This window comes from Acetobacter oryzifermentans (assembly GCF_001628715.1).
GTDB lineage: Bacteria > Pseudomonadota > Alphaproteobacteria > Acetobacterales > Acetobacteraceae > Acetobacter > Acetobacter oryzifermentans.
Map to the genome: position 1 here is coordinate 2,642,025 of NZ_CP011120.1, position 23,232 is coordinate 2,665,256.

General features: G+C 52.1%; 21 protein-coding genes, 1 tRNA gene and 1 riboswitch. Of the genes, 14 read left to right on the plus strand and 8 right to left on the minus strand.

The window, feature by feature from the left end; genetic code table 11:
• The first annotated feature begins 240 nt into the window (after positions 1-240).
• Genes aroQ through accC form a run of 3 tightly spaced genes read left to right on the plus strand, consistent with a single transcriptional unit; the run spans position 241 to position 2,509 of the window.
• Entirely contained in the window at positions 241-693 is a 453-nt protein-coding gene (gene aroQ / locus WG31_RS12475; RefSeq protein WP_035352282.1) for a type II 3-dehydroquinate dehydratase, read from the plus strand.
• Positions 693-1,166 (plus strand): acetyl-CoA carboxylase biotin carboxyl carrier protein, encoded by a 474-nt coding sequence (accB, locus tag WG31_RS12480; RefSeq protein WP_063354725.1) that lies wholly within the window; start codon positions 693-695, stop codon positions 1,164-1,166. The genes aroQ and accB overlap by 1 nt, the downstream gene beginning before the upstream one ends.
• On the plus strand, positions 1,166-2,509 hold the full coding sequence (accC, locus tag WG31_RS12485; protein WP_063354726.1) for an acetyl-CoA carboxylase biotin carboxylase subunit: 1,344 nt from the start codon (positions 1,166-1,168) through the stop codon (positions 2,507-2,509). The genes accB and accC overlap by 1 nt, the downstream gene beginning before the upstream one ends.
• 95 nt (positions 2,510-2,604) lie before the next feature.
• Here accC and WG31_RS12490 read toward each other — a convergent pair whose 3' ends face one another.
• Positions 2,605-4,092 carry a sugar porter family MFS transporter gene (locus tag WG31_RS12490; protein ID WP_063354727.1) on the minus strand — a complete coding sequence of 496 codons (1,488 nt, stop codon included), beginning with the start codon at positions 4,090-4,092 and terminating at the stop codon, positions 2,605-2,607.
• A 408-nt stretch (positions 4,093-4,500) separates the two neighbouring features.
• Between WG31_RS12490 and thiC the strand changes: the two genes are divergently transcribed.
• Positions 4,501-6,378, plus strand: coding sequence for a phosphomethylpyrimidine synthase ThiC (thiC, locus tag WG31_RS12495; protein ID WP_063354728.1), 1,878 nt, complete (start codon positions 4,501-4,503; stop codon positions 6,376-6,378).
• 73 nt (positions 6,379-6,451) lie between these two features.
• Here thiC and WG31_RS12500 read toward each other — a convergent pair whose 3' ends face one another.
• Positions 6,452-6,982, minus strand: a complete 531-nt coding sequence (locus tag WG31_RS12500) for a hypothetical protein (RefSeq protein ID WP_063354729.1) — start codon at positions 6,980-6,982, stop codon at positions 6,452-6,454.
• A 74-nt stretch (positions 6,983-7,056) separates the two neighbouring features.
• Here WG31_RS12500 and WG31_RS12505 point away from each other — a divergent pair, with 74 nt between their 5' ends.
• The 4 genes from WG31_RS12505 (at position 7,057) to WG31_RS12520 (ending at position 10,568) form a co-directional block, all read left to right on the plus strand.
• On the plus strand, positions 7,057-7,416 hold the full coding sequence (locus WG31_RS12505; RefSeq protein ID WP_006115103.1) for a cupredoxin domain-containing protein: 360 nt from the start codon (positions 7,057-7,059) through the stop codon (positions 7,414-7,416).
• 3 nt (positions 7,417-7,419) lie between these two features.
• Positions 7,420-8,241, plus strand: coding sequence for an FTR1 family iron permease (locus WG31_RS12510; protein WP_063354730.1), 822 nt, complete (start codon positions 7,420-7,422; stop codon positions 8,239-8,241).
• Between the two features lie 33 nt (positions 8,242-8,274).
• Positions 8,275-8,826, plus strand: coding sequence for an iron transporter (locus tag WG31_RS12515; protein ID WP_209439350.1), 552 nt, complete (start codon positions 8,275-8,277; stop codon positions 8,824-8,826).
• Positions 8,827-8,990: 164 nt separating this feature from the next.
• Positions 8,991-10,568 carry a carbohydrate porin gene (locus tag WG31_RS12520; RefSeq protein ID WP_063354983.1) on the plus strand — a complete coding sequence of 526 codons (1,578 nt, stop codon included), beginning with the start codon at positions 8,991-8,993 and terminating at the stop codon, positions 10,566-10,568.
• Positions 10,569-10,754: 186 nt separating this feature from the next.
• Here WG31_RS12520 and WG31_RS12525 read toward each other — a convergent pair whose 3' ends face one another.
• The 3 genes from WG31_RS12525 to WG31_RS12535 form a co-directional block, all read right to left on the minus strand.
• Positions 10,755-11,489: a CbtA family protein gene (locus WG31_RS12525; RefSeq protein WP_063354732.1), complete on the minus strand. Its 735-nt coding sequence runs from the start codon at positions 11,487-11,489 to the stop codon at positions 10,755-10,757.
• Positions 11,490-11,512: 23 nt separating this feature from the next.
• The gene (locus WG31_RS12530; RefSeq protein ID WP_003627697.1) at positions 11,513-11,731 is read right to left on the minus strand and encodes a CbtB domain-containing protein; all 219 of its coding nucleotides are present in this window, start codon (positions 11,729-11,731) and stop codon (positions 11,513-11,515) included.
• A 146-nt stretch (positions 11,732-11,877) separates the two neighbouring features.
• A complete protein-coding gene (locus WG31_RS12535; protein WP_063354733.1) occupies positions 11,878-13,470 on the minus strand; it encodes a carbohydrate porin in 1,593 nt (530 codons plus the stop codon).
• A 119-nt stretch (positions 13,471-13,589) separates the two neighbouring features.
• Positions 13,590-13,809: riboswitch (cobalamin riboswitch) on the minus strand.
• A 117-nt stretch (positions 13,810-13,926) separates the two neighbouring features.
• Here WG31_RS12535 and WG31_RS12540 point away from each other — a divergent pair.
• Together WG31_RS12540 and gabT are read left to right on the plus strand one after the other, a co-directional pair.
• On the plus strand, positions 13,927-14,874 hold the full coding sequence (locus tag WG31_RS12540) for a LysR substrate-binding domain-containing protein (protein WP_063354984.1): 948 nt from the start codon (positions 13,927-13,929) through the stop codon (positions 14,872-14,874).
• Positions 14,875-15,034: 160 nt separating this feature from the next.
• Entirely contained in the window at positions 15,035-16,321 is a 1,287-nt protein-coding gene (gene gabT, locus WG31_RS12545) for a 4-aminobutyrate--2-oxoglutarate transaminase (protein WP_063354734.1), read from the plus strand.
• Positions 16,322-16,685: 364 nt separating this feature from the next.
• On the opposite strand, the gene WG31_RS12550 is transcribed toward gabT, so the two are convergent.
• Both WG31_RS12550 and ruvX read right to left on the minus strand, forming a co-directional pair.
• Positions 16,686-17,342, minus strand: a complete 657-nt coding sequence (locus WG31_RS12550) for an endoglucanase (protein WP_063354735.1) — start codon at positions 17,340-17,342, stop codon at positions 16,686-16,688.
• A 3-nt stretch (positions 17,343-17,345) separates the two neighbouring features.
• Positions 17,346-17,810 (minus strand): Holliday junction resolvase RuvX, encoded by a 465-nt coding sequence (gene ruvX, locus WG31_RS12555; protein WP_003626252.1) that lies wholly within the window; start codon positions 17,808-17,810, stop codon positions 17,346-17,348.
• 80 nt (positions 17,811-17,890) lie between these two features.
• Here ruvX and gatC point away from each other — a divergent pair, with 80 nt between their 5' ends.
• The 4 genes from gatC to WG31_RS12575 all read left to right on the plus strand — a co-directional run bounded on the left by gatC (position 17,891) and on the right by WG31_RS12575 (position 21,311).
• Positions 17,891-18,178, plus strand: coding sequence for an Asp-tRNA(Asn)/Glu-tRNA(Gln) amidotransferase subunit GatC (gene gatC / locus WG31_RS12560; RefSeq protein WP_035351843.1), 288 nt, complete (start codon positions 17,891-17,893; stop codon positions 18,176-18,178).
• A complete protein-coding gene (gene gatA, locus WG31_RS12565) occupies positions 18,178-19,665 on the plus strand; it encodes an Asp-tRNA(Asn)/Glu-tRNA(Gln) amidotransferase subunit GatA (protein WP_063354736.1) in 1,488 nt (495 codons plus the stop codon). The genes gatC and gatA overlap by 1 nt, the downstream gene beginning before the upstream one ends.
• On the plus strand, positions 19,662-21,116 hold the full coding sequence (gene gatB, locus WG31_RS12570; protein WP_063354737.1) for an Asp-tRNA(Asn)/Glu-tRNA(Gln) amidotransferase subunit GatB: 1,455 nt from the start codon (positions 19,662-19,664) through the stop codon (positions 21,114-21,116). Before gatA ends, gatB begins: the two co-directional genes overlap by 4 nt.
• A gap of 102 nt (positions 21,117-21,218) precedes the next feature.
• Positions 21,219-21,311, plus strand: a tRNA-Ser gene (locus WG31_RS12575).
• Between the two features lie 65 nt (positions 21,312-21,376).
• Here WG31_RS12575 and WG31_RS12580 read toward each other — a convergent pair.
• Positions 21,377-23,170 carry an ABC transporter ATP-binding protein gene (locus tag WG31_RS12580; protein WP_063354985.1) on the minus strand — a complete coding sequence of 598 codons (1,794 nt, stop codon included), beginning with the start codon at positions 23,168-23,170 and terminating at the stop codon, positions 21,377-21,379.
• Between the last annotated feature and the right edge of the window lie 62 nt (positions 23,171-23,232).

Sequence of the window (23,232 nt, forward strand, 5' to 3'; positions counted from 1 at the left end):
CTGACATCGTTCTGTTCGCCAGAAGACCGTGTTCACATTGTAAAAGCAATCTTTTTCAACCTTCAGAATGCAAATACAGATTTATAGTCACTTATGTTCAACACGCTTATCGTGACAAAAATATGGCCTTAAAGCACGCAACTCCGCTGCACGTATTTTTGCTAGACTGCATTTTCCTGCCCACCAGCATGCCTCTTCTCTTGGATACGGGGCAGCATCGTGCTACGGCCCCTTCCTGTTATGGAAAGACCTCTTATTGCTGTACTCAACGGCCCCAACCTGAATATGCTTGGCCAGCGCCAACCCGAAATATACGGGCGGGCAACGCTGGACGACGTGGAACAACTTTGCCTGCAAACAGCTGAAAAGCTGGGCTTGGCCATAGATTTCCGCCAGACCAACATTGAAGGTGAGCTGATTTCCTGGGTGCAGGACTGCCGCAAGCGTGCGCGGGGCATTATCATCAACCCGGCTGGCTATACACATACGTCTATCGCCCTGCTGGATGCCCTGCTGACAACAGACTTGCCTGTGATAGAGGTTCATATCTCCAACATTCACCGCCGCGAGCCATTCCGCCATCATTCCTATGTCTCTCGCGCCGCTACAGGCGTTATCTGTGGGCTAGGCGTGGCGGGGTATTCTCTGGCATTGCAGGCAATGACCGATCTTATTCTGAATGAGGATGACTGATGAGCGGATTGCTCGTGGATGCGGAGGCCATTCGGGCTCTGGCTGAAATTCTGGCCGAAACCGGCCTGACTGAAATTGAAGTATCGGAAAAGGACAGCCGCATTCGCGTTGCCCGCATGCCTGCCCCCGTGCAAGCTGTGGCCGCCGCGCCTCAGGCCGTTGCAGCTCCGGCACCGGCCCCCGCCGCAGCCCCGGCGGAAGCCACAGTGCCTGCCGCCCCGGCAGACCTTTCTCGCCATCCGGGCGCTGTAAACAGCCCAATGGTGGGTGTGGCTTACCTGACACCAGATCCGTCCTCCCCTCCTTTTGCCAGCGAAGGCCAGATTGTAACTGCCGGCCAGACCCTGATGCTGATTGAAGCCATGAAAACCTTCAACCAGATCAAGGCTCCTAAAGGTGGCACGCTTAAAGCCCTGCTGGTGGCTTCGGGCGATCCGGTAGAATACGGCCAGCCGCTTGCTATTATTGAGTAATGTTTTCTAAGATCCTTATCGCCAACCGAGGCGAAATTGCCCTTCGTATCCTGCGCGCCTGCCGGGAGCTAGGGATCAAGACCGTAGCGGTACATTCCACTGCGGATGAAGACGCCATGCATGTTCGGCTGGCAGATGAAGCTGTTTGCATAGGGCCGCCAGCCTCGCGCGATTCTTATCTGAACGTAGCTGCAATTCTTTCTGCAGCCACCATTACCGGGGCGGAAGCTATTCACCCCGGTTATGGTTTTCTTTCAGAAAATGCTGATTTTGCCGAAACGGTGGAAGCACACGGCCTAACCTTTATTGGCCCTACGGCGGAGCATATCCGCATGATGGGGGATAAGATTACCGCCAAAACCACCATGCAGATGCTGGGCGTGCCCTTGGTGCCCGGTTCTGATGGTGAACTGACAAGCCTAGAAGAAGCCCGCGAAGTTGCTGATAAAGTGGGCTACCCAGTGCTGATCAAGGCTGCGGCTGGCGGTGGTGGCCGTGGCATGAAGGTGGCCCAAACGGCAGACGATCTGGAAGATGCCTGGAAAATGGCCCGCGCCGAAGCACGTGCTGCTTTTGGTAACGATGCTGTTTATCTGGAAAAATACATGGATCGGCCACGTCATATTGAACTCCAGATTCTGGGGGACAATTACGGCAACGTGGTGCATTTTGGGGAACGCGACTGCTCTCTCCAGCGCCGCCACCAGAAACTTCTGGAAGAAGCGGGTTCTCCTGCCCTTACGGCAGAACAGCGTGATGCCATTGGCCAGACAGCCACGCAGGCCCTTTCCAAAATGGGCTATCGCAACGCGGGCACGCTGGAATTCCTGTATCAGGATGGACAGTTCTGCTTCATTGAAATGAACACCCGCCTTCAGGTCGAACATCCAGTAACCGAAATGGTGTGTGATGTGGATTTGGTGCGTGAGCAAATCCGCTTGGCCGCTGGTGAGCAGCTTGGCTACACGCAGAAGGATATTTCATTTTCTGGCCATGCCATTGAATGCCGTATCAATGCGGAAGATCCAGACAACTTTACCCCCTGCCCCGGCACGGTTGCTGTTTACCATCCACCCGGCGGTTTGGGTGTACGTGTAGATAGCGCCCTTTACACCGGTTACCGCGTACCACCTTTTTACGACAGCATGATTGCCAAGCTGATCGTACACGCCCCTACGCGTGAGCAGGCTATTGCCCGCATGCAGCGTGCGTTGGATGAATTTGTGGTGGAAGGTATTAAAACTGTTATTCCGCTGCACCGCCGTATTCTGGAAGATCCAGAATTCCAGAAGGGTGATTACACCATCCATTGGTTGGAGCAATTTACAGCCAAACCACACTAAACTGCGGTTTGACTGTTGTATGGCGACCACAAAAAACCCGGCGCATCTTTTAGGATGCCGCCGGGTTTTTTGTATTTGGATCTTAAGATCAGCAATTAGGCACTAGGCGTCACCCCAACAGCTTCCTCTTCTTCCTCATCATAGGAGCGAATGCGCGGATCTTGTCCCACACGCGGGCGGAATTCACCACGGCGCAAAGCTGTTTCAATATCTTCCAACGTTGCCCCAGCTGTTTCCGGCACACAGAAGAAAACAAACAAGACAGACGCAAGGTTAACACCAGCATAAATCCACATGGTGCCACCCAAAGAAACTGTCTGCACCAATGTAAGAGCCGTGGATGTTACCAGCAGATCAGCCCCCCACAGCATGGCCGCATGTATACTGGTTGCCGCAGCACGCATAGGCAGCGGAAACAACTCTGCCCCCAAAAGCCAGCCCACAACCTGAATACCGCCAGAATTAAACAGCATAAACAGCAGCAAGAAGGCCACAATCAACCAGCTTCCCACACTCCCCTGAGCTGGATGCATGGCAAAAACAATGCCCAGGCCAATAAGGCTTACAACAGAGCCCGGCCCCATAATAAGCACCAAGCGCCGACGGCCAATTTTATCTACAAACAAGCACCCAAGCAGGGTCATGATGAGATAAACAAGCGCGATTCCCAAGCTTGTCAGCAGTGCTGATGAACTTCCAAACCCTGCGTCAGACAGAAAGGTAGGGGTATAGTAGATCATCATCTCCAGCCCACCAGCCTGCGTAAAGAAGGCAATCCCTAAGGCAGCTATCAGCGCAGGGCGCACCCAAGGTAGCTTCAGGCCCTTCCAGCCACGCTCATCTTCATCTAGATTTACAACATTGGCGTGGATCTCATTGATCTCGCGCTGAATGACCTTGCGGGAAGAACGCACACGCCCAAGCTGCTCTACCGCAGATTCCAGCCCTTCATTTTCAGCAGTCCAACGTGGGCTTTTGGGCAGAAAAAACATGCTGATAAAAACAAAAGCAGCCGGGATAGCGGCCACAGAAATCATGGGCCGCCAACCCCATTTTTCACGCATGGTAAAACCAACCAAGTTGGCCAGAAAAATGCCAATTCCAATAGCCACGTTAAACAGCGTTACCAAATTGCCGCGCTTGCTGGCTGGGGCCAATTCCGAAATATATGTTGGCACCACCTGCGTAGCCCCACCCACTGCGCAGCCCAAAAATACACGGGCAATAATGAGGCTGGTAAGATTGGGTGCGTAAGAACACGCTAATGCACCAATTACAAAAACTGCGGTAACGACCATAACCGAAACACGGCGGCCAAAGCGTTCTGATAAGTTGGCAATGCCCATGGCACCAATAACAGCGCCTACCAGAATAGCTGATGTAACAATTTCCTCCTGACCAGCAGTCAGATGAAAATCTTTTGTAATAAGAAGAAGGGCACCAGAAATAATACCGGTATCGTAGCCGTAAAGACCACCACAGATGGCAGAAACAAATGCTGCAATCCACAACACGTGCTTGGCATACGGAGAAATATCGAGATTTTGTATAGCTTCTTGAGCTCGTTTCTTTTCAGATTTCATGCTGTGATTATGCCATGATTAGAAAATTATTGCATAGCTGACATAATTTTATTTATTATGTCACAAATAGGCTTTTATGCCTTACGCATTTCACCCTTCTAAAACGCACGCATACGTTTTTCGTTTCCCTTTGATTTTTCTTGACATAATTGCACTTAAAGCTATCTGCTGTCCGATACCAAGGGGGGTTCCGGTAAGGAACTGAGAGGCCACTTTTTGCACGATTCGTTCGGGCACCGTGGCGACCCTGCCGCCAGAACATGATGTTTTGGCGGGGAACCTGATCCGGCTTATACCGGCGGAGGGACTGGTGCCTGAAAAGACAGATATGTTCTTCCCGAACCTAGCCGCCCACAAAAGCGGAGTCTCTTCAGACCTGTCCTCCTCGGCAGAGGAGACGATGACGTTATGTCTTCAGTTGATTCCAAACAAAACGCGGCCCCTTCCAGTGTAGGGGGCAACCCTAAACCTGCCAACACGGCTGCACCCGCTCCGGGGCATGTCACCACCGGTGCCATCCGTGGTTCATGTAAAGTGTATTCTAGCCCCGCAGATCGGCCAGATATGCGTGTGCCGTTCCGCGAAATCATGCTGGAACCTTCTGCAAACGAACCACCGGTGCGTGTGTATGATACTTCCGGTCCCTACACAGACAGCACTGTAGAAATTGACGTTAACAAAGGGCTACCCAAAATTCGGGCACCGTGGCTGACTGCCCGCGGTTTTGAGAACATCAAACCGCGTGACATTAAACCAGAAGATAATGGCAATGCAGAAGGCACCTATCTTGTAGCCCCCTGCCCTGCTCCGCATACCGTGCTGAAAGGGCGAGAAGGGCAACTTGTTACGCAGTATGAGTTCGCTAAAGCAGGCATTATTACAGATGAAATGATTTACGTGGCCCACCGCGAAAATCTGGGCCGACAAAAAGCTGCTGATGATGCCGCCCAGTGCCTGGAAGATGGCGAATCCTTTGGAGCCAGTATTCCAGAATTCATTACGCCTGAATTTGTCCGTCAGGAAATTGCCCGCGGCCGAGCCATTATTCCGGCAAACATCAACCATCCAGAGTTGGAACCCGTTATTATCGGGCGTAATTTCCTTGTAAAAATTAACGCCAATATCGGCAATTCTGCCATTACTTCATCAGCGGCAGAAGAAGTTGAAAAGCTTGTATGGTCCATTCGCTGGGGTGCGGATACCGTAATGGACCTTTCCACAGGCCGAAACATCCACAATATCCGTGATTGGATTTTACGTAACGCTCCCACACCTATTGGCACAGTGCCTCTGTATCAGGCTTTAGAAAAAGTCGGCGGTGATGTCAGCAAACTGAACTGGGAAGTTTTTCGCGATACTCTGATCGAACAGGCAGAACAGGGTGTAGATTACTTTACCATTCATGCGGGCGTACGGTTGCAGCATGTGCCGCTAACAGCTCATCGCGTTACAGGCATTGTTTCACGCGGCGGCTCCATCATGGCAAGCTGGTGCCTAAATGGTCACCGCGAAAGCTTCCTTTACGAACACTTTGCAGACATATGCGACATCATGCGCGCCTATGATGTTTCCTTCTCTTTAGGAGACGGCCTACGCCCAGGCAGCATTGCCGATGCTAATGATGCCGCACAGTTTGCCGAACTGGAAACCCTGGGTGAACTCACAGAAATCGCTTGGGCAAAAGGCTGTCAGGTTATGATCGAAGGGCCAGGCCATGTGCCCATGCACAAGATCAAGGCCAACATGGATAAGCAGCTTAAAGAATGTAAGGAGGCCCCCTTCTATACGCTTGGCCCGCTGACCACAGACATTGCACCGGGGTATGACCACATTACATCTGCCATTGGCGCAGCCATGATCGGATGGTTTGGCACCTCTATGCTCTGCTATGTCACACCCAAGGAACATCTGGGCCTACCAGACAGGAATGACGTAAAAACAGGTGTGATCACCTACCGTATTGCAGCGCATGCCGCTGATCTTGCAAAAGGTCATCCATCCGCAAAATATCGGGATGATGCGCTTAGCCGTGCGCGGTTCTCCTTTAGGTGGGAAGATCAGTTCAATCTTTCTTTAGACCCAGATACAGCCTGCGCGTATCATGATGAAACCATGCCGCGGGAGGCACATAAAAGTGCACATTTCTGTTCAATGTGCGGCCCTAAATTCTGTTCAATGCGTATCAGTCAGGATCTGAAGCAAGATGCCATACGCATTGCTGGCATGGAGCAGAAAACAGAAGAATTCCGACAAGCTGGTGGCAAAGTTTATGTGCCAGCAGAGTAAGTTACCAAACTGATAACAAAAAGCCCCGGGCCAATAGCCCGGGGCTTTTTTTATGCCCTCAAAAATCACGTTGTTAGAAATAGTGCCTTAAATAAACTTTCGGCACTCCTTCACTGTTCAGGCATGAAAATACAATAACAGCGGCCCATACCACGCAGGACGCCACACAAAACGCTTTTGTCCATTTTGGCAGATCATTATCCCGACCAGCCATCACCGGCCAGTAAATAGATTTATGCCCCAACCATGCCAGAACACCCGCCACGGCCAATGCTATCAATTTAGGAGAAAGATACGCCCGATTGCCGATATGCACTGGATCATAAAAAAACAAAGCGAAACCAGAGATCATCGCCAAGGCATAACTGATATGCAGTGGCTTCACCATAAACCGTGAAATGCGCACCACTGTTGGCCGATCCAGATTTTGAATAACAGCGAGAATAAACAGAAATTCCAGACCAAAAAACGCTGCCATTGTAAGAATATGTACAATTCTCGCAAGGTAATGCACTGGCTGGAACCAGAAATGATAAGCCCGACTATCTAACGCCATAAGCAAGGAGTTGGGCAGGCGCAGGAACGCCAAGGGATGAGATGACATAAGCGTTAAGCTCGCGGGTTATCTGGTGTGATTGACTTTGACAATGATTCGCACTAATCCAAACGGCATGACTGATGGAGTATCATACAATGAAACTGCTTGTAGCAGCCATTCCTCTGTTAGCAGGTGCATGGATATGTTTCCCTCAGCAGGCCCATTCTCAAACAGTTTTTCAGCTTACTGTCAAAGATCATCATTTTGAGCCTGATCATATCACCGTTCCTGCTGGTGAGCGATTCATGATCGAACTCAATAATCAGGACACAACAACTGATGAGCTCGAAAGCTACGATATGAAATTTGAAAAAATTGTTGTTCCACAAGGGACAATCAAAGTCCATGCTGGGCCTCTTCACCCTGGAACCTATACTTTTTTTGATGATTACCATCCAGACGAGGCCAAGGGTACAGTTACAGCAGAAGAAAAGAAGTAAATTATGCTTGGAAGCCTGATTATTGTCTTTCGCGAGGTTATGGAAGCCGGGTTGATTGTTGGCATTGTGCTGGCAGCCACACGGGGCATTCCGGGGCGCGGATGGTGGGTTTCCGGCGGCATTGGCGCAGGTGTTGTTGGTGCAGCAATTGTAGCCATGTTTGCGGGTGAACTCTCTCAGGCTTTTTCAGGAAACGGGCAGGATATTTTTTCTGCTGTTATCTTGTGCATCGCGGTTCTTATGCTTTCATGGCATGTTATCTGGATGGCCAGCCATGGCCGCGAGCTTGCTCAGGAAATGCGTAGTGTTGGCAATGAAGTATCAGAAGGAAGCCGCTCTCTTTTCGCTCTGGCTACTGTTGTTGCAGTAGCTGTTCTGCGCGAGGGCATGGAAGTTGTGCTGTTCCTTTATGGTATTGCTGTTTCCGCACATACCGGTTTTGTGCCCATGTTTACAGGCGGCCTCCTTGGCGTTCTGGGGGGAGCTGCACTTTCATGGGCTCTTTATAGAGGTTTGATTATCATTCCTCTGAAACATCTTTTTGCAGTCACGAATGTTCTGGTCTCCTTTCTGGCTGCTGGCATGGCCAGTCAGGCTGCTGCCATCCTTGCAAATGATGATCTGATCCCCGCTCTGGGTTACGATATCTGGGATACATCTTGGCTGCTGTCTGATGGCAGCATGCTTGGACGCACGGCCAAAGTTCTGATTGGATACACAGATAGACCAATGGGCATTCAGCTGCTTGTATGGGTGCTGACACTTGCCGGACTGGTTGTTGCTGAACGCTTTGTTCGCACACGTCCTCAATCCAGCGCTTCATAATCAGTCACAGGTGCGCAGAAAATATCTGCCACTGTGCCTTACAAAAACTTGAGGTGCAGACATATGAAATCCTATCTTTCAATTCTTTCCGCGGCATCGGTTCTTACCCTTGCCATCGCTCTTCCGGCTGCAGCCCGCGAATACCCAGTGGGTGGCCCCGTGCATGCGCATGACATGGAAATTGCAGCAAACTACCTGCTTGATATTGACATGATGCCCATGACATCTGACATGGCGATGGGCAAAGATACCATTCATCTGGAAACCGATGTACATGCCACGGCAGATAACCAGTGGGGCTTTCCTGATGGGGCTTGGGTTCCCTACCTGAAGGTAGATTACACCCTGACCAAAAAAGGATCAGGCTGGAAAAATCAGGGCACGCTGCACCCCATGACAGCAAAAGATGGCCCGCATTACGCCAACAATGTTAAAATGGATGGCCCTGGCAGCTACACGGTTGTGTTTAACTACAGCTCACCGGAAGCCAACGGGTTTATTCATCACACAGATAAAGAAACCGGCACGCCAGGCTTTTGGCAACCCTTTACAGAATCATTCACTTTTGAATACCCACAGAAGTAATAATGATGTTTTAAAAGAGAGGGCATTGCCCTCTCTTTTTTACATTCCAGCCCTGCGTTTATGAAGACAGCATTCTAATTGCATTTTTATACGCTCTAATTGAGAATGATTATCCGTTGCTAAATGCAGATCATCCGCGCCAATTACCAGAGCAGCTTACAACCATGCAAAAATCCCGTAAAATAAATAGAAAATTTCTAAAGTTTTTTTGTCTTTACGCGACAATTCTGACTACTCCCGTCTTAGCGCATGGTGAGGAGACGCAGATTGAGCAGGATCGTCGTCGGTTAGGCAATTCTGGGCCTTTGATTGAACAGATTGACCCGGCCACGGTGCGGGATTCCCAACGCGCATCCGAAGATGCGGCTGCCGAGAAAAAGGGCGATGACACACCCGACATGAGCGACCACCTGCTGGGCAACATGTGGGGCGCGCGTGACTGGATGGCCAAACACGGTATCAGCTTTGACATTCAGGAAATAGATGAGCTGTGGGGCAACGCCACGGGGGGCTCGGCCTCGGGGGCTGATGGCGCCAGTGGATCAGGCACCGGCCCTGCCTATGATGGGGTAACCATGCCTACCCTGACAGTGGATCTGGAAAAGCTGATCGGCCTGAAGGGTGGCACGTTCAATGTCAGCGCCCTTCAGTTGCGTGGGCGCTCTATCTCACAGGATCATCTGGCCAACTTCAACCCCGTCAGCGGGTTTGAGGCCGATCGTTCCACCCGTCTGTTCGAGCTGTGGTACCAACAGTCTTTTCTGGATGGCAAGCTGGACGTCAAGATCGGGCAGCAGGATCTGGATACCGAGTTCCTGATCAGTGATTACGGGGCGTTGTATCTGAACTCCAACTTCGGCTGGCCCATGGCGCCATCGGTCAACCTGTATGCGGGTGGGCCATCCTGGCCGCTCTCTTCCCCCGCCATCCGTATCCGTTACCGTCCAACAGATAAGTTCACCTTCATGTTTGCCGCAGCGGATGATAACCCGCCGGGCAACCGCAACAACTCCTTTGGTATTCAAAACGGGGGCAACAGCGCAGACCCCACCAACCAGAATACCCATGATGAGGATGGCGCCAACTTCAACATGGGCACTGGCGCCCTGCTGATTACCGAACTGCAATATGCCCTCAACCCCCAGCCTGATGACATGTCACATGTCACCAAGGACCCCGGCCTGCCAGGCATCTACAAATTGGGTGGGTATTACGATACCGCCAAGTTCCCTGATTATCGTTACAACAATCAGGGCAAGCCACTGGGGAGTGCGGCTGACACCACGGGCATTCCGCGGTGGGATCGGGGCAACTGGATGGTCTATGGCATTATTGACCAGATGATCTGGCGGCCCTCGCTCCAGTCTCCGCAGTCTGTGGGTGTCTTTGCACGCGCCACGGGTAATGGTGGGGATCGGAACATGATCAGCTTTGCCATTGATGCGGGTATCAACCTCAAGGCTCCGTTCAAGGGGCGTGACAATGATACGGTGGGTCTGGGCTGGGGCATTGGCCGGGCTTCTTCTGGCCAGCGGCGGTATGACCGTAACTCTGGTGCGCCTGTGCAGGGTAATGAAAACCATCTGGAACTCACCTATCAGGCGCAGGTCACGCCTTGGTGGGTCATGCAGCCAGACTTCCAGTATGTCTGGCACCCCTCTGGCGGCGTGACAGACTGGACAGGCAACCGCCTCGTCGGGAACGAAGCCATCTTCGGGCTCCACTCCAATATCACTTTCTAAAGACAATAAATAAAAAAGCATTTCCTGTATGTTAATGTTCTCACGGGGCAGAACAATACAACATCAGGAAATGCTTTTTTAATGTGCATTACGCACAGAGAATATTTAGAAAAATTGTTTGCCTTATTAGGTTTTGTGGAAAAATTTTATTTCCCACAAAACCCATTTACACCGATCATTAAAAAATCAAGCAGTCTTGCGCACTGCACTATTGGACGATGGCAGACATTTTTCTGCCAGAGCACCAAAAACCAGCCCCAGAACTGACCACAAAACAATCTGCATCCCTATAGATGCTTCCCGAAAACGCCACAGCACAATAGCGGGAAAATTATCTGGCACTTCATTGATGTCTGGCAGGCCAAACTGCACTGCGGCAACAAGCGCAAGCCCAAGAACAATACTGCATACCGCAGCGTTCCAATACCCTATAACATTAGAAAGCGCCCGCCCTACCAACAGAGAAATCATGGAAATTGCAATGGAAAGGCCAACCATTGCAAAATACATTTCCGTCCGCAGGCCAATGGTTTCTTCCTGACCAACTGCGGGTGGGTTCGGCGGATATTTCAAATCTGGTATCAACACAAACGTTAAAAACCCAACACTGGCAAGCAACAAAGCCATGCTGCGTGGGCTTAATGCTGCAAGGCGTTGGTACGCAAATGCGAAAACAATAGCAAAAATACCGCCATATGCTGCGCCATACATGAGTACAGCAGTAAGCAGCCCCCAAGATGCCTGCACGCTACGGCTTACCAGTTCAGGTTCTGGCGCCGCACCTGCGGCAGCATCCTGCGCAGCTTCAAACGCAATAGCTAAAGCAACCTGCGGTTCACCAAAAAATTTTGCAAATACAAAAGAAAGCAATGCAGCCAGAATGCCCGCGACCATGCCGCGGGCTAAAAGACGACCAACCATGAGTAAAACTTTCTTTTAATACCTTAGTGGCAGGGGAAACCAAGCAGGTGGCGGCCATCATGCACAAATTCATGCACGGCATGCCCGGAAATCAGGGAAGTAGCGCCCTGCTCTGCACCCACAAAGTAGATCAGCAGTGCAGAAACAATCAGGCCGAAAACAGCCCAAGGCAGAATGGCGCGAACCGGAATGCTCTGGCCCGCTGCCGCAACCGGCATAGCTGTATGAACAGATGTGTTCATGATGTTGTATCCTTTATTTAACAGAGCCCACCGTAGCAGGCACAAAAGAGTTTGAAACAGAACGTCATGGTTTGGTCGGCCCTCATCATAGAATGACAAAGCCTAACAGCAAGGGCATTCCGAACACGCCTGCTGCTCCCCCACCCCTAGAAAGTGATATTGGAGTGGAGCCCGAAGATGGCTTCGTTCCCGACGAGGCGGTTGCCTGTCCAGTCTGTCACGCCGCCAGAGGGGTGCCAGACATACTGGAAGTCTGGCTGCATGACCCACCAAGGCGTGACCTGCGCCTGATAGGTGAGTTCCAGATGGTTTTCATTACCCTGCACAGGCGCACCAGAGTTACGGTCATACCGCCGCTGGCCAGAAGAAGCCCGGCCAATGCCCCAGCCCAGACCCACCGTATCATTGTCACGCCCCTTGAACGGAGCCTTGAGGTTGATACCCGCATCAATGGCAAAGCTGATCATGTTCCGATCCCCACCATTACCCGTGGCGCGTGCAAAGACACCCACAGACTGCGGAGACTGGAGCGAGGGCCGCCAGATCATCTGGTCAATAATGCCATAGACCATCCAGTTGCCCCGATCCCACCGCGGAATGCCCGTGGTGTCAGCCGCACTCCCCAGTGGCTTGCCCTGATTGTTGTAACGATAATCAGGGAACTTGGCGGTATCGTAATACCCACCCAATTTGTAGATGCCTGGCAGGCCGGGGTCCTTGGTGACATGTGACATGTCATCAGGCTGGGGGTTGAGGGCATATTGCAGTTCGGTAATCAGCAGGGCGCCAGTGCCCATGTTGAAGTTGGCGCCATCCTCATCATGGGTATTCTGGTTGGTGGGGTCTGCGCTGTTGCCCCCGTTTTGAATACCAAAGGAGTTGTTGCGGTTGCCCGGCGGGTTATCATCCGCTGCGGCAAACATGAAGGTGAACTTATCTGTTGGACGGTAACGGATACGGATGGCGGGGGAAGAGAGCGGCCAGGATGGCCCACCCGCATACAGGTTGACCGATGGCGCCATGGGCCAGCCGAAGTTGGAGTTCAGATACAACGCCCCGTAATCACTGATCAGGAACTCGGTATCCAGATCCTGCTGCCCGATCTTGACGTCCAGCTTGCCATCCAGAAAAGACTGTTGGTACCACAGCTCGAACAGACGGGTGGAACGATCGGCCTCAAACCCGCTGACGGGGTTGAAGTTGGCCAGATGATCCTGTGAGATAGAGCGCCCACGCAACTGAAGGGCGCTGACATTGAACGTGCCACCCTTCAGGCCGATCAGCTTTTCCAGATCCACTGTCAGGGTAGGCATGGTTACCCCATCATAGGCAGGGCCGGTGCCTGATCCACTGGCGCCATCAGCCCCCGAGGCCGAGCCCCCCGTGGCGTTGCCCCACAGCTCATCTATTTCCTGAATGTCAAAGCTGATACCGTGTTTGGCCATCCAGTCACGCGCGCCCCACATGTTGCCCAGCAGGTGGTCGCTCATGTCGGGTGTGTCATCGCCCTTTTTCTCGGCAGCCGCATCTTCGGATGCGCGTTGGGAATCCCGCACCGTGGCCGGGTCAATCTGTTCAATCAAAGGCCCAGAATTGCCTAACCGACGACGATCCTGCTCAATCTGCGTCTCCTCACCATGCGCTAAGACGGGCAAGTTGCCCAACACACCTCCGGCCAGAAGCAAGCAATGCAGAGAATACGGAAATTTCTTCCAAGTTCTGTTTGTAAAGATAGGCATTGTTACGCTTCACCGTGCAGCGTGAAGGCAAAACAACAGGAAGAATTAACGGAAAAACCTGCCAAAGGCAGAGGAGTAAGCATAGTACACTATCCACCTCCGATTCCCTCGCCCGGCGGTTAAACAAGACAACAACGGCAGGTCTCCTGACTTGCGGGTCATCGCACGTTACTCAGCCTTCCCGATGCTGCCATCAGTGGCTGCCACTTTAAAGCGACCAAGGAGTAATATGCTCTCCGCCTACAGTTGCGAGGGCAGTTGCCGACTTGGTTCTGATACAGAACCTCCGGCATTCCCTTTCAAACCCGCTTGCGCGGGACCGTTGCAAGATGGCGCAACCCTTACCTTATTTTTGCCTCACATTTCAATCTTTGCCTGAATTGCATGGATAACTCTTGCCAGCAGCCGCATTTTAACCCACCAGTTCCTCCACACTTCACCCCTGACTGGCGGCTTATGGACCAACGATACCGCATTCCACCTCTTGCCATGCTCAACGCCTTTACGGCGTTTGCACGCACAGGCGGAATTAGACGCGCCGCAGCAGAGCTGCGTGTGGATCACGCAGCCATCAGCCGCCATATTCGAGATCTGGAAAATATTCTGGGCACCCCTTTGCGGGATAAGGAAACAGGCACCCTTACATTAGCAGGCCACACCTATTATTCCCGCATAACCCCACTATTAGAAGAACTGGCCACAGCTACGGCAGATATTCGTAACCATACGCCGCCCCTTACCATTACCTGTGCGCATGGTTTTGCTTACCATTGGCTGCTACCACGGCTTTCCACTTTTCGGCGCGCACATCCTCAACTAGAAATTATGCTGCGCCCGGTAGATGCCAACACGGCGTTCCATGTTACCGGCGTGGAAACAGATAATCATGCTCATATCGGCTATGTGCGAGATGATGCGCCGTTAGCAGAACCCCGCAACACACGCAGCATGATTATTGCCCGGCCTGATGTTTTTCCGGTAGCTGCCCCCCTCTGCCTGACAGAACTGGGAGGACAGCCCCGCACAACAGCAGATTTACTCCGCGCACCCTTGTTGCAAGAAGAAGATGAAGCCGAATGGAAACTTTGGTTTCATGCGCAGAATGTTGCCTGCACAAAACTGCCTGCCGCAACGCGCCTTTGGCAGGCCCACATCACACTGGCTGCTGCCCGCGCGGGAGAAGGAATTGCTTTGGGCAATATTTTCCTGCTGGGGAATGATCTTGAAACAGGCCATCTGGTGCGGGTGCAACCAACGCAAACCCCACTGCGAGAAGTAGCTTTGGGGGCTTATCTTCTGCGCGCGTCCACAGCCACGTGGGAGAAAAAATCCCTCATCACATTCCGAAACTGGCTTTTGGAACAGGTGGAACTGGAAACGCAGAACACCTCCTCTCTGCCCTAATGGCAGCTAAGCATTGTGCGGAACGGTATATATGCTCTGAAAGAGTGGTGACCTTTTATCACCGCAGAGGCAACAAAAAATCTCCTCCCCCTTCTGTGTGAAACATTTTACGGAACAGAAATAACTTTGCCCGCAACATAGTTCCCGGGAGCCCGTATTAATGGCCACGAATAAAGACCTTCTGAACCGCCGCACCCATGCTGTGCCACGCGGTGTTGCCACCTCCACCCCCGTTTTTGCAGATCGCGCAGAAAATGCTGAACTATGGGATGTGGAAGGCAAACGCTATGTTGATTTTGCAGGCGGCATTGCCGTTCTGAACGTTGGCCACCGCCACCCAAAAGTGATGGATGCTGTTAAAAAGCAGCTAGATCGCTTTACCCACACAGCTTTTCAGGTTTCTGCTTACGAGCCCTATATTGAGCTGGCCGAAAAGCTGAACGCCCGCGCCCCGTTTTCTGGCGATGCTAAAACCATTTTCTTCACCACGGGTGGAGAAGCAACAGAAAACGCCGTAAAAATTGCTCGCGCTGCAACAGGCCGTAACGGTGTCATTGCGTTCTGCGGTGGCTTCCATGGCCGCACACTGTTAGCTTCTGCGCTTACGGGTAAAGTACTGCCTTACAAAGCACCTTTTGGCACGCTACCCGGTGAAGTGTACCACATCCCCTTCCCCGATAATCATGACATCACGGTGGAAGACAGCTTGAAAATGCTGAACTTCCTATTTGCGGCTGATATCTCCCCCAACAATGTAGCTGCTATTATTATTGAGCCCGTGCAGGGGGAAGGTGGCTTCCGGGTTGCCCCTACAGCACTGCTCAAGCAGCTCCGCGCTATTTGTGACCAGCACGGCATCAAACTGATTGCCGACGAAGTGCAGAGTGGTTTTGCCCGTACTGGCAAGCTGTTTGGAATTGAACATTCCGGCGTAGAACCAGATCTGGTGTGCATTGCTAAATCTCTGGCAGGTGGTTTTCCGCTTTCCGGTGTGATTGGCCGTGCAGAACTGATGGATTCTGTTCCTCCAGGTGGTTTGGGCGGCACATATGCAGGTGCCCCTCTGGGTTGTGCAGCAGGTTTGGCCGTGCTGGACATTATTGAGGAAGAAAAGCTGCTTGACCGTGCCAATAACATGGGTGAACGCCTGAAGGCCCGTATTGCAAGCTGGCATAAGCGCACAGATATGCTGCCTATCAGCATGCCGCGTGGGCTGGGCGCAATGGTTGCTTTTGATATTCTGGAACGCCATGCGGGTGTGGAACAGCGCAAGGGCTTTGGTTCCAAACTGTGTGCCCGCGCCTGTGAAAAAGGTCTGATTTTGCTGGCATGTGGTGTGCAGGGCGCAACAATCCGTATTCTGACACCGCTGACCGCATCTGATGAACTGGTTGATGAGGGTCTGGATATTATCGAACAAATTCTACTGGAAGAAGCAAAAGCCTGATCTACATTTTGTTGCAGTATTTCAAGCAAAAAGGCGGCCCTTCCCGGGCCGCCTTTTTTGTTCTGTTACCAATTTATAGCATTCATAAGGAGTCACCCTAAATGTAATGTCATAGTCAGGCCATCATTCCTGCTTATTCTTAGAAATAATGACTAAGAAAAACAGGAGGCCAGAATGACAGCATTTGGTGCATATTGGCTGCAAATACAAAAATCTTTTCGCAAATCACTTCAAGCTTTACTCAATTTAAAAATGCGTAAAGCATCACATATCAAACATTAAGCCCTTCTGTTTCCATCAAAAATAACAAAAAACCCGCCTACCATCAAAGGTAGCGCGGGCTTTTCTGTGCCGTTATGCAGCGTTATTTTTTATCGTCAGAGAACGTCTTCTGGCCCCACCGGCCAACATCGTGCACAGCGTTATCTGTGCCTTCCTTGGTTTTGTTCCAAGCGCGCTCTGTCCCCTCACTTGTTTTGTCCCAAGCTTTGCGAGAACCATCCTTGGTTTTATCCCAAACCTTGTCAGTGCCTTCGCTCGTCTTGTTCCAAACTTTATGAGAACCTTCCTTGGTCTTGTCCCAAGTTTTTTCGGTTCCTTCGCGGGTTTTATCCCACGCGTTATGGGTGCCTTCTTTGGTCTTATCCCATGCCTTTTCACTGCCCTCGGAGGTCTTGTCCCAAGCTTTGCGGGAACCGTCCTTGGTTTTGTCCCACACTTTTTCTGTGCCGTTGCTTGTCTTGTCCCAAGCCTTGTTCGTACCTTCCTTGGTCTTGTTCCAAGCATGCTCGGTCCCTTCGCGGGTGTTATCCCACGCACGACCCAGCACACCTTCTTCAGCGTGAGCGCAAGGCAGGCTCAGAGCAAACATGGCAGCACCCAGCAGAGTTGTAGCGGCCGTCCGAAAAGAATAATTAGACACGAAATACATCCTCTTAAGTGAAAACCTTATCATTAAAGGTAAGTATTCAAAGGCTTTATGGCAAATGTACGCCACATCCGTGGCAGCAGCGCCCAACACGCTTTAACGCGGCAAAGAATCCAGCGCAGCCTGCAAGATATATGCCGCAGCCAGCCGATCCACCATTTCTGCCCGCCGCGCACGGGAAAGATCGGCTTCATCAATAAGCATACGATTCACTGCAGATGAGGAAAGACGCTCATCCCACTGGCACACGGGCAAACCTGTCTGCTCCGAAAGCGCAAGCGCCCAATCTCGGCTGGCCTGTGCGGCTGGCCCAAAGGATCCATCCAAAGAAAGGGGAATTCCCACAACCATGCCGCCAATTTCGTGTTCTTTAGCAAGGTCACGAATAAAGCTGGCCATTTGCCCTAATTTTCCGCGCTTTACTGTTTGAAATGGTGAGGCCACCATGCGGGAAACATCGGAAAGCGCTAACCCCACCTGCTTTTTGCCGGGGTCTATCCCTAGCAGGCGTGCGTGTCTGGGCAGGGTTGCAACAAGGTCTGTCAGGCTAAGCAGTGTCATACGGACGGTATGTTGCCTTTCGCGCGATTATGCTAGGTGCTTTCTTCCTATTGAGATCAAGAAAAGAGGGGTCCGCTTTCATGTCGCTAGACCTTGCGACCACCCGCCGCATTGCCAAACTGGCCCGTATCGGGCTGGAAGAGCATGAGCTTGAAGCCGCACGCCAGAAGCTGAACGGTATTCTGGGCTGGATTGACCAGCTTGCCGAAGTGGATGTGGAAGGCGTTCCCCCCATGGTGGGGACAGAAACAGAAACCCTGCGCCAGCGCGAAGATAAGGTAACAGACGGCAACTACCGTGATGCCCTGCTGGCCTGCGCGCCAGAAACATCTGGCCCCTTCTATACAGTACCCAAGGTGGTGGAATAATGCTAACCGGACTGACGCTCACCCAAGCGCGTGAAGGGCTTGCCGCCCGCAAATTTTCTGCACAGGAGCTGGCCAAAGCCCAACTAGACGCCATTGCCCGCCTCAACCCGGTGCTCAACGCCTATATTACCGTGCTGCCTGAAGAAACCGTATTGGCTGCGGCAGATGCGGCAGATGCCCGCTATGCCGCAGGCACTGCCGGGCTTATGGATGGCCTGCCCATTGGTGTAAAAGATCTGTTCTGCACCAGAGGTGTGCGCACCACGGCTGCCAGCAAAATGCTGGAAAACTTTGTGCCGCCTTATGAAAGCACAGTTACGGCCAACCTACTAAAAGCTGGCGCGGTCTTTCTCGGCAAAACCAATCTTGATGAATTTGCCATGGGGTCTGCCAACATCACCTCGGCTTTCGGGCCAGTGGCAAGCCCGTGGAAGCGCAAGGATGATCCCTCCGCTATACTTGTACCGGGCGGCTCTTCCGGTGGGTCTTCCGCTGCTGTTGCTGCTGGGTTGGGCCTTGCTGCTACAGGCACGGATACAGGTGGCTCCATCCGTCAGCCTGCTGCTTATTGTGGTATTGTGGGGCTTAAACCCACCTATGGCCGTTGCAGCCGCTGGGGCACCATTGCCTTTGCAAGCTCGCTTGATCAGGCTGGCCCTATGACACGCAGCGTGGCAGATGCCGGGCTGATGCTGGAAGCCATGGCTGGCTTTGATGAAAAAGACAGCACCTGCTCCAACCGCCCTGTACCCGCATTTAGCAAAGCTGTTGGCAAAAGCGTAAAAGGCATGCGCGTGGGTATTCCCACAGAATATCGTTCTCCCAACCTGCCTGCAGAAGTTGTGGCCATGTGGGAAAAGGGCATTGCGTGGTTAAAAGAAGCAGGCTGCGAGATTGTGGACGTTTCTCTTCCGCACACCAAATACGGCCTGACCACATATTACATTATTGCCCCGGCTGAATGTTCCTCCAACTTGGCGCGTTATGATGGCATCCGCTTTGGCATTCGTAAGGATGCCCCCACACTGGATGGTGTATATGAGGCCACACGCGCCGCAGGGTTTGGGGCAGAAGTGCGCAGCCGTATCCTGATGGGCACCTATGTGCTTTCTGCTGGCTATTACGATGCCTACTATCTGAAAGCCCAGAAAGTGCGCACCCTTATCAAGCGCGATTTTGAACAGGCGTTTGAAAACGTAGATGTGCTGCTTACCCCTACCGCGCCATCCGCTGCCTTTGCGCAGGGTGAAAACATGGATGACCCGGTGCAGATGTATCTGAACGACATCTTTACCGTACCCGCCAGCATGGCCGGTGTGCCTGCCCTTTCTGTTCCGGTGGGGCTTAATGGCAATGGTCTGCCGCTAGGGTTGCAGGTGATTGGTAAACATTTTGATGAAGAAACCGTGCTGTCTATTGGCGGCGCGTTGGAAGCGGCGGCGGGCTTTACGCACCTTCCGTCCGTACATGCGGGAGCAGGCGCATGAGCTACGTAATTGAAGGTAAAACCGGCCCGTGGGAAATTGTGGTTGGGCTAGAAGTGCACGCACAGGTTATCAGCCAGTCCAAGCTGTTTTCTGGTGCTTCTACAAAATTTGGGGGAGACCCGAACACTCAGGTTAGCTTGGTTGACGCAGCCTTTCCCGGCATGTTGCCTGTTATCAACAAGGAATGCGTGGCGCAGGCCATCCGCACCGGGTTAGGGCTGAATGCCCAGATCAACCTGTTCAGCCGGTTCGACCGTAAAAACTATTTTTACGCCGACCTGCCACAGGGTTACCAGATCAGCCAGTTCGAGCACCCGATTATTGGCACGGGTTCTATCGAAATTGAACTTCAGAGCGGTGAAACACGCCAGATTGGCATTACCCGCCTGCATCTGGAACAAGACGCTGGCAAACTGCTGCATGATCAGGACCCCTCAAAATCCTTTGTGGATCTGAACCGTGCAGGCGTAGCCCTGATGGAAATTGTGAGCGAACCTGATATTCGCGAACCAGAAGAGGCCGGGGCTTACCTGCGTAAGCTACGCCAGATTCTACGCTATCTGGGCACGTGCGATGGCAACATGGAAGAAGGCTCCATGCGTGCAGACGTAAACGTTTCCGTGCGCAAAGCGGGCGAGCCTTTCCGCACCCGTTGCGAGATCAAAAACGTCAACTCCATCCGCTTTGTCATGCAGGCCATTGAGGTGGAAGCCACCCGCCAGATTGAAATCTGGGAAAACGGCGGAGAAGTTGATCAGGAAACACGCCTGTTTGATCCGGGCCGGGGTGAAACCCGCACCATGCGCTCCAAGGAAGATGCGCATGATTACCGCTACTTCCCAGATCCCGACCTGCTGCCATTGGTAGTGGAACAGGCATGGGTGGATGATCTGAAATCTAAGCTACCGGAACTGCCAGACGCAAAGCGTGCCCGCTTCCAGAAAGACTACGGCATTCCGTCTTACGATGCTGGCGTGCTGGTTGCAGAACAGGCCGTAGCTGATTTTTACGAAACCGTGGCCAAAGGGCGCGATGGCAAGCTGGCGGCAAGCTGGGTGATTGGTGATCTGTTTGCGGCTCTTAACCGCACCAGCAACACCATTGAAACCAGCCCGGTTAGCGCAGCTTCCTTGGGCAAAATGCTTGATCTGATTGCGGATGGCACCATTAACGGTAAGATTGCCAAGGAAGTGTTTGAAGACATGGTGGAAACGGGTGATAGCCCGGATGCCATTGTGGAACGCAAAGGCCTGCGGCAGGTGACCGACACAGGAGTTATTGATTCCGCCATTGCTGCCATTTTGGAAAAGCATGCAGATAAGGTGGCTGAATACCGTGGCGGCAAAGACAAGCTGTTTGGATTCTTTGTGGGGCAGGTCATGAAGGAAACCAAAGGTAAGGCGAACCCTGCCTTGGTCAATTCGGCCTTAAAAGCCCAGTTAGACGGCTAAAATCTACAATTTGAAAAAATAAGTTTTCAGGGGGTTTGACGGAACGCGTTGAACCCCCTAAAAGCAGCGGTGCAAACGTCGTGTATGTTCGCACTCTTCGGCGGAGGGGTGGCCGAGTGGCTGAAGGCGGCGGTTTGCTAAACCGTTATACGATGTCAAGTCGTATCGAGGGTTCGAATCCCTTCCCCTCCGCCAGAGATAGAAATCTCGATAAACTCCTTATCTGCATATTTTCAGGCTTTTTTGCCCTACTACCCTTTTTAAAGGGACTGCAAATCATACAAGCGACGATACAGCCCATTTTTTTGCTGAATCAGCGTAGCATGCGCGCCATCTTCTACAATTTGTCCGTGCTCAAAAACCAGAATCCGGTCCAGCCCCACAACGGTGGCAAGGCGGTGTGCCACAACCAACACGGTGCGGCCTTTCATCAGGCGTTCCATGGCTTCCTGCACCAGCGCTTCCGATTCGGAATCCAAACTGGCGGTTGCTTCATCCAACACCAGTATGGGGGCATCCGCCAAAAAGGCACGGGCAATAGCAATGCGCTGGCGCTCTCCTCCTGAAAGCTTTACGCCACGCTCACCCACCAGCGTTTGATATCCTTCTGGCAGCCTATCAATAAAACCAGCGGCATTGGCTAATTGAGCAGCCTGCGTGATTTGCTCTGGTGTGGCATCTGGCCGACCATAAGCAATATTTTCCGCCAAACTCCGATGAAACAACACAGCTTCCTGCGGCACTAAAGCAATTTTTTCCCGCAAATCAGACTGGCGCACACGCGCAATATCTATGCCATCAATTAAAATTCTGCCTGACTGTGGCACATAAAAACGCTGTAACAATTTAATGAAACTTGATTTTCCCGATCCAGAAGGCCCTACCAATCCAACCCGACTACCAGCAGCAATTGTAACGGAAACATCCGCAAAAAGTGCCCGCTCCTGCCCCGGATATTGGAATGAGACATGTTCAAAGCAGATTTCCCCCGCACTCACCAACAAGGGTAGCGGATAAGCGGGATCTGCCACCGCCGCAGGCGTACGCCACAACGCGAGCAATTCTTCCATTTCATTGACAGATCTCTGCACCACAGAAACCTGTTGCCCAATATCGCGTAGGTAGCCTTGCACCAAAAATGTCATGGTCAGCACATAGGCAACATCACCTGGGCCAGCACGCCCCTGCCACCACAACCAAACAGCTGCGCCTGCCAGAACAAGCCGCATACACATAACAACTGCGGCCTGAATATTGGCGCTATCTGTCCCTCTGGACCAAGTATAAATAGTGGCTTTTCGCCATTGCGAAATAAGTGTTTGTAGGCGGCTTTCTTCGCGCTTTTCTGCGCCAAAAGTTTTAACAACTGCATTGCAGGTGATGGCATCTGCCAGAGCAGCCCCCATGCGGCTATCCCACGCATTGGCAACCCGCGCAGATGGCGCCACATAACGCAGGGTTAAGGTGCAGGAAAGCGCAACAAACAAAACAGAAAGCACACCCAGAATAACCCCCATAAAGGGCCAATGCCACCCCAACACCAAGGTTGTAAGCACCAGCAGGCATGCTTCGGGTATCAGCATTAAAAGCAGTGTATCATCCAGCATATCCACAGCCCACATACCCCGCGTTAAACGCCGAACCGTGGAACCGGCAAACGTATTGGCATGCCATTCTGCGGAAAGCTTTTGTACATGCGCAAAAGCTTCTGAACCTATTTTCTGCATGACCTGAGTGGTTAGGTGCGTAATGCCCAAATAAGCATATCGCTTTAACAACACATTCCCAAACCCACATGCCGCCATAGCGGCAAGCATCCATAGGGCATCATGCACTTTGCCTGCCTGCGCAGCCGGAGCGGAAACATCCGTCACCAAACGTCCCGCAGCCAGAGGCATAAGCACATCGGCCACTGTAGCTGCCAGAATACTTCCGGCTGTTATGGTTAAGGGCAACGGAAAAGCCACCCAGCGCCGCACCACAAACTTCAGCACATCTACAAAAAGCGATGCCTTACGTCCGGATTTGACATGACTTTCTGAAGTTTGTGACATGATAAAAACCTGAAAAACAGAACCGATGCGCTGTGTATCCTGAGACATAAAGCCCTGCAAAT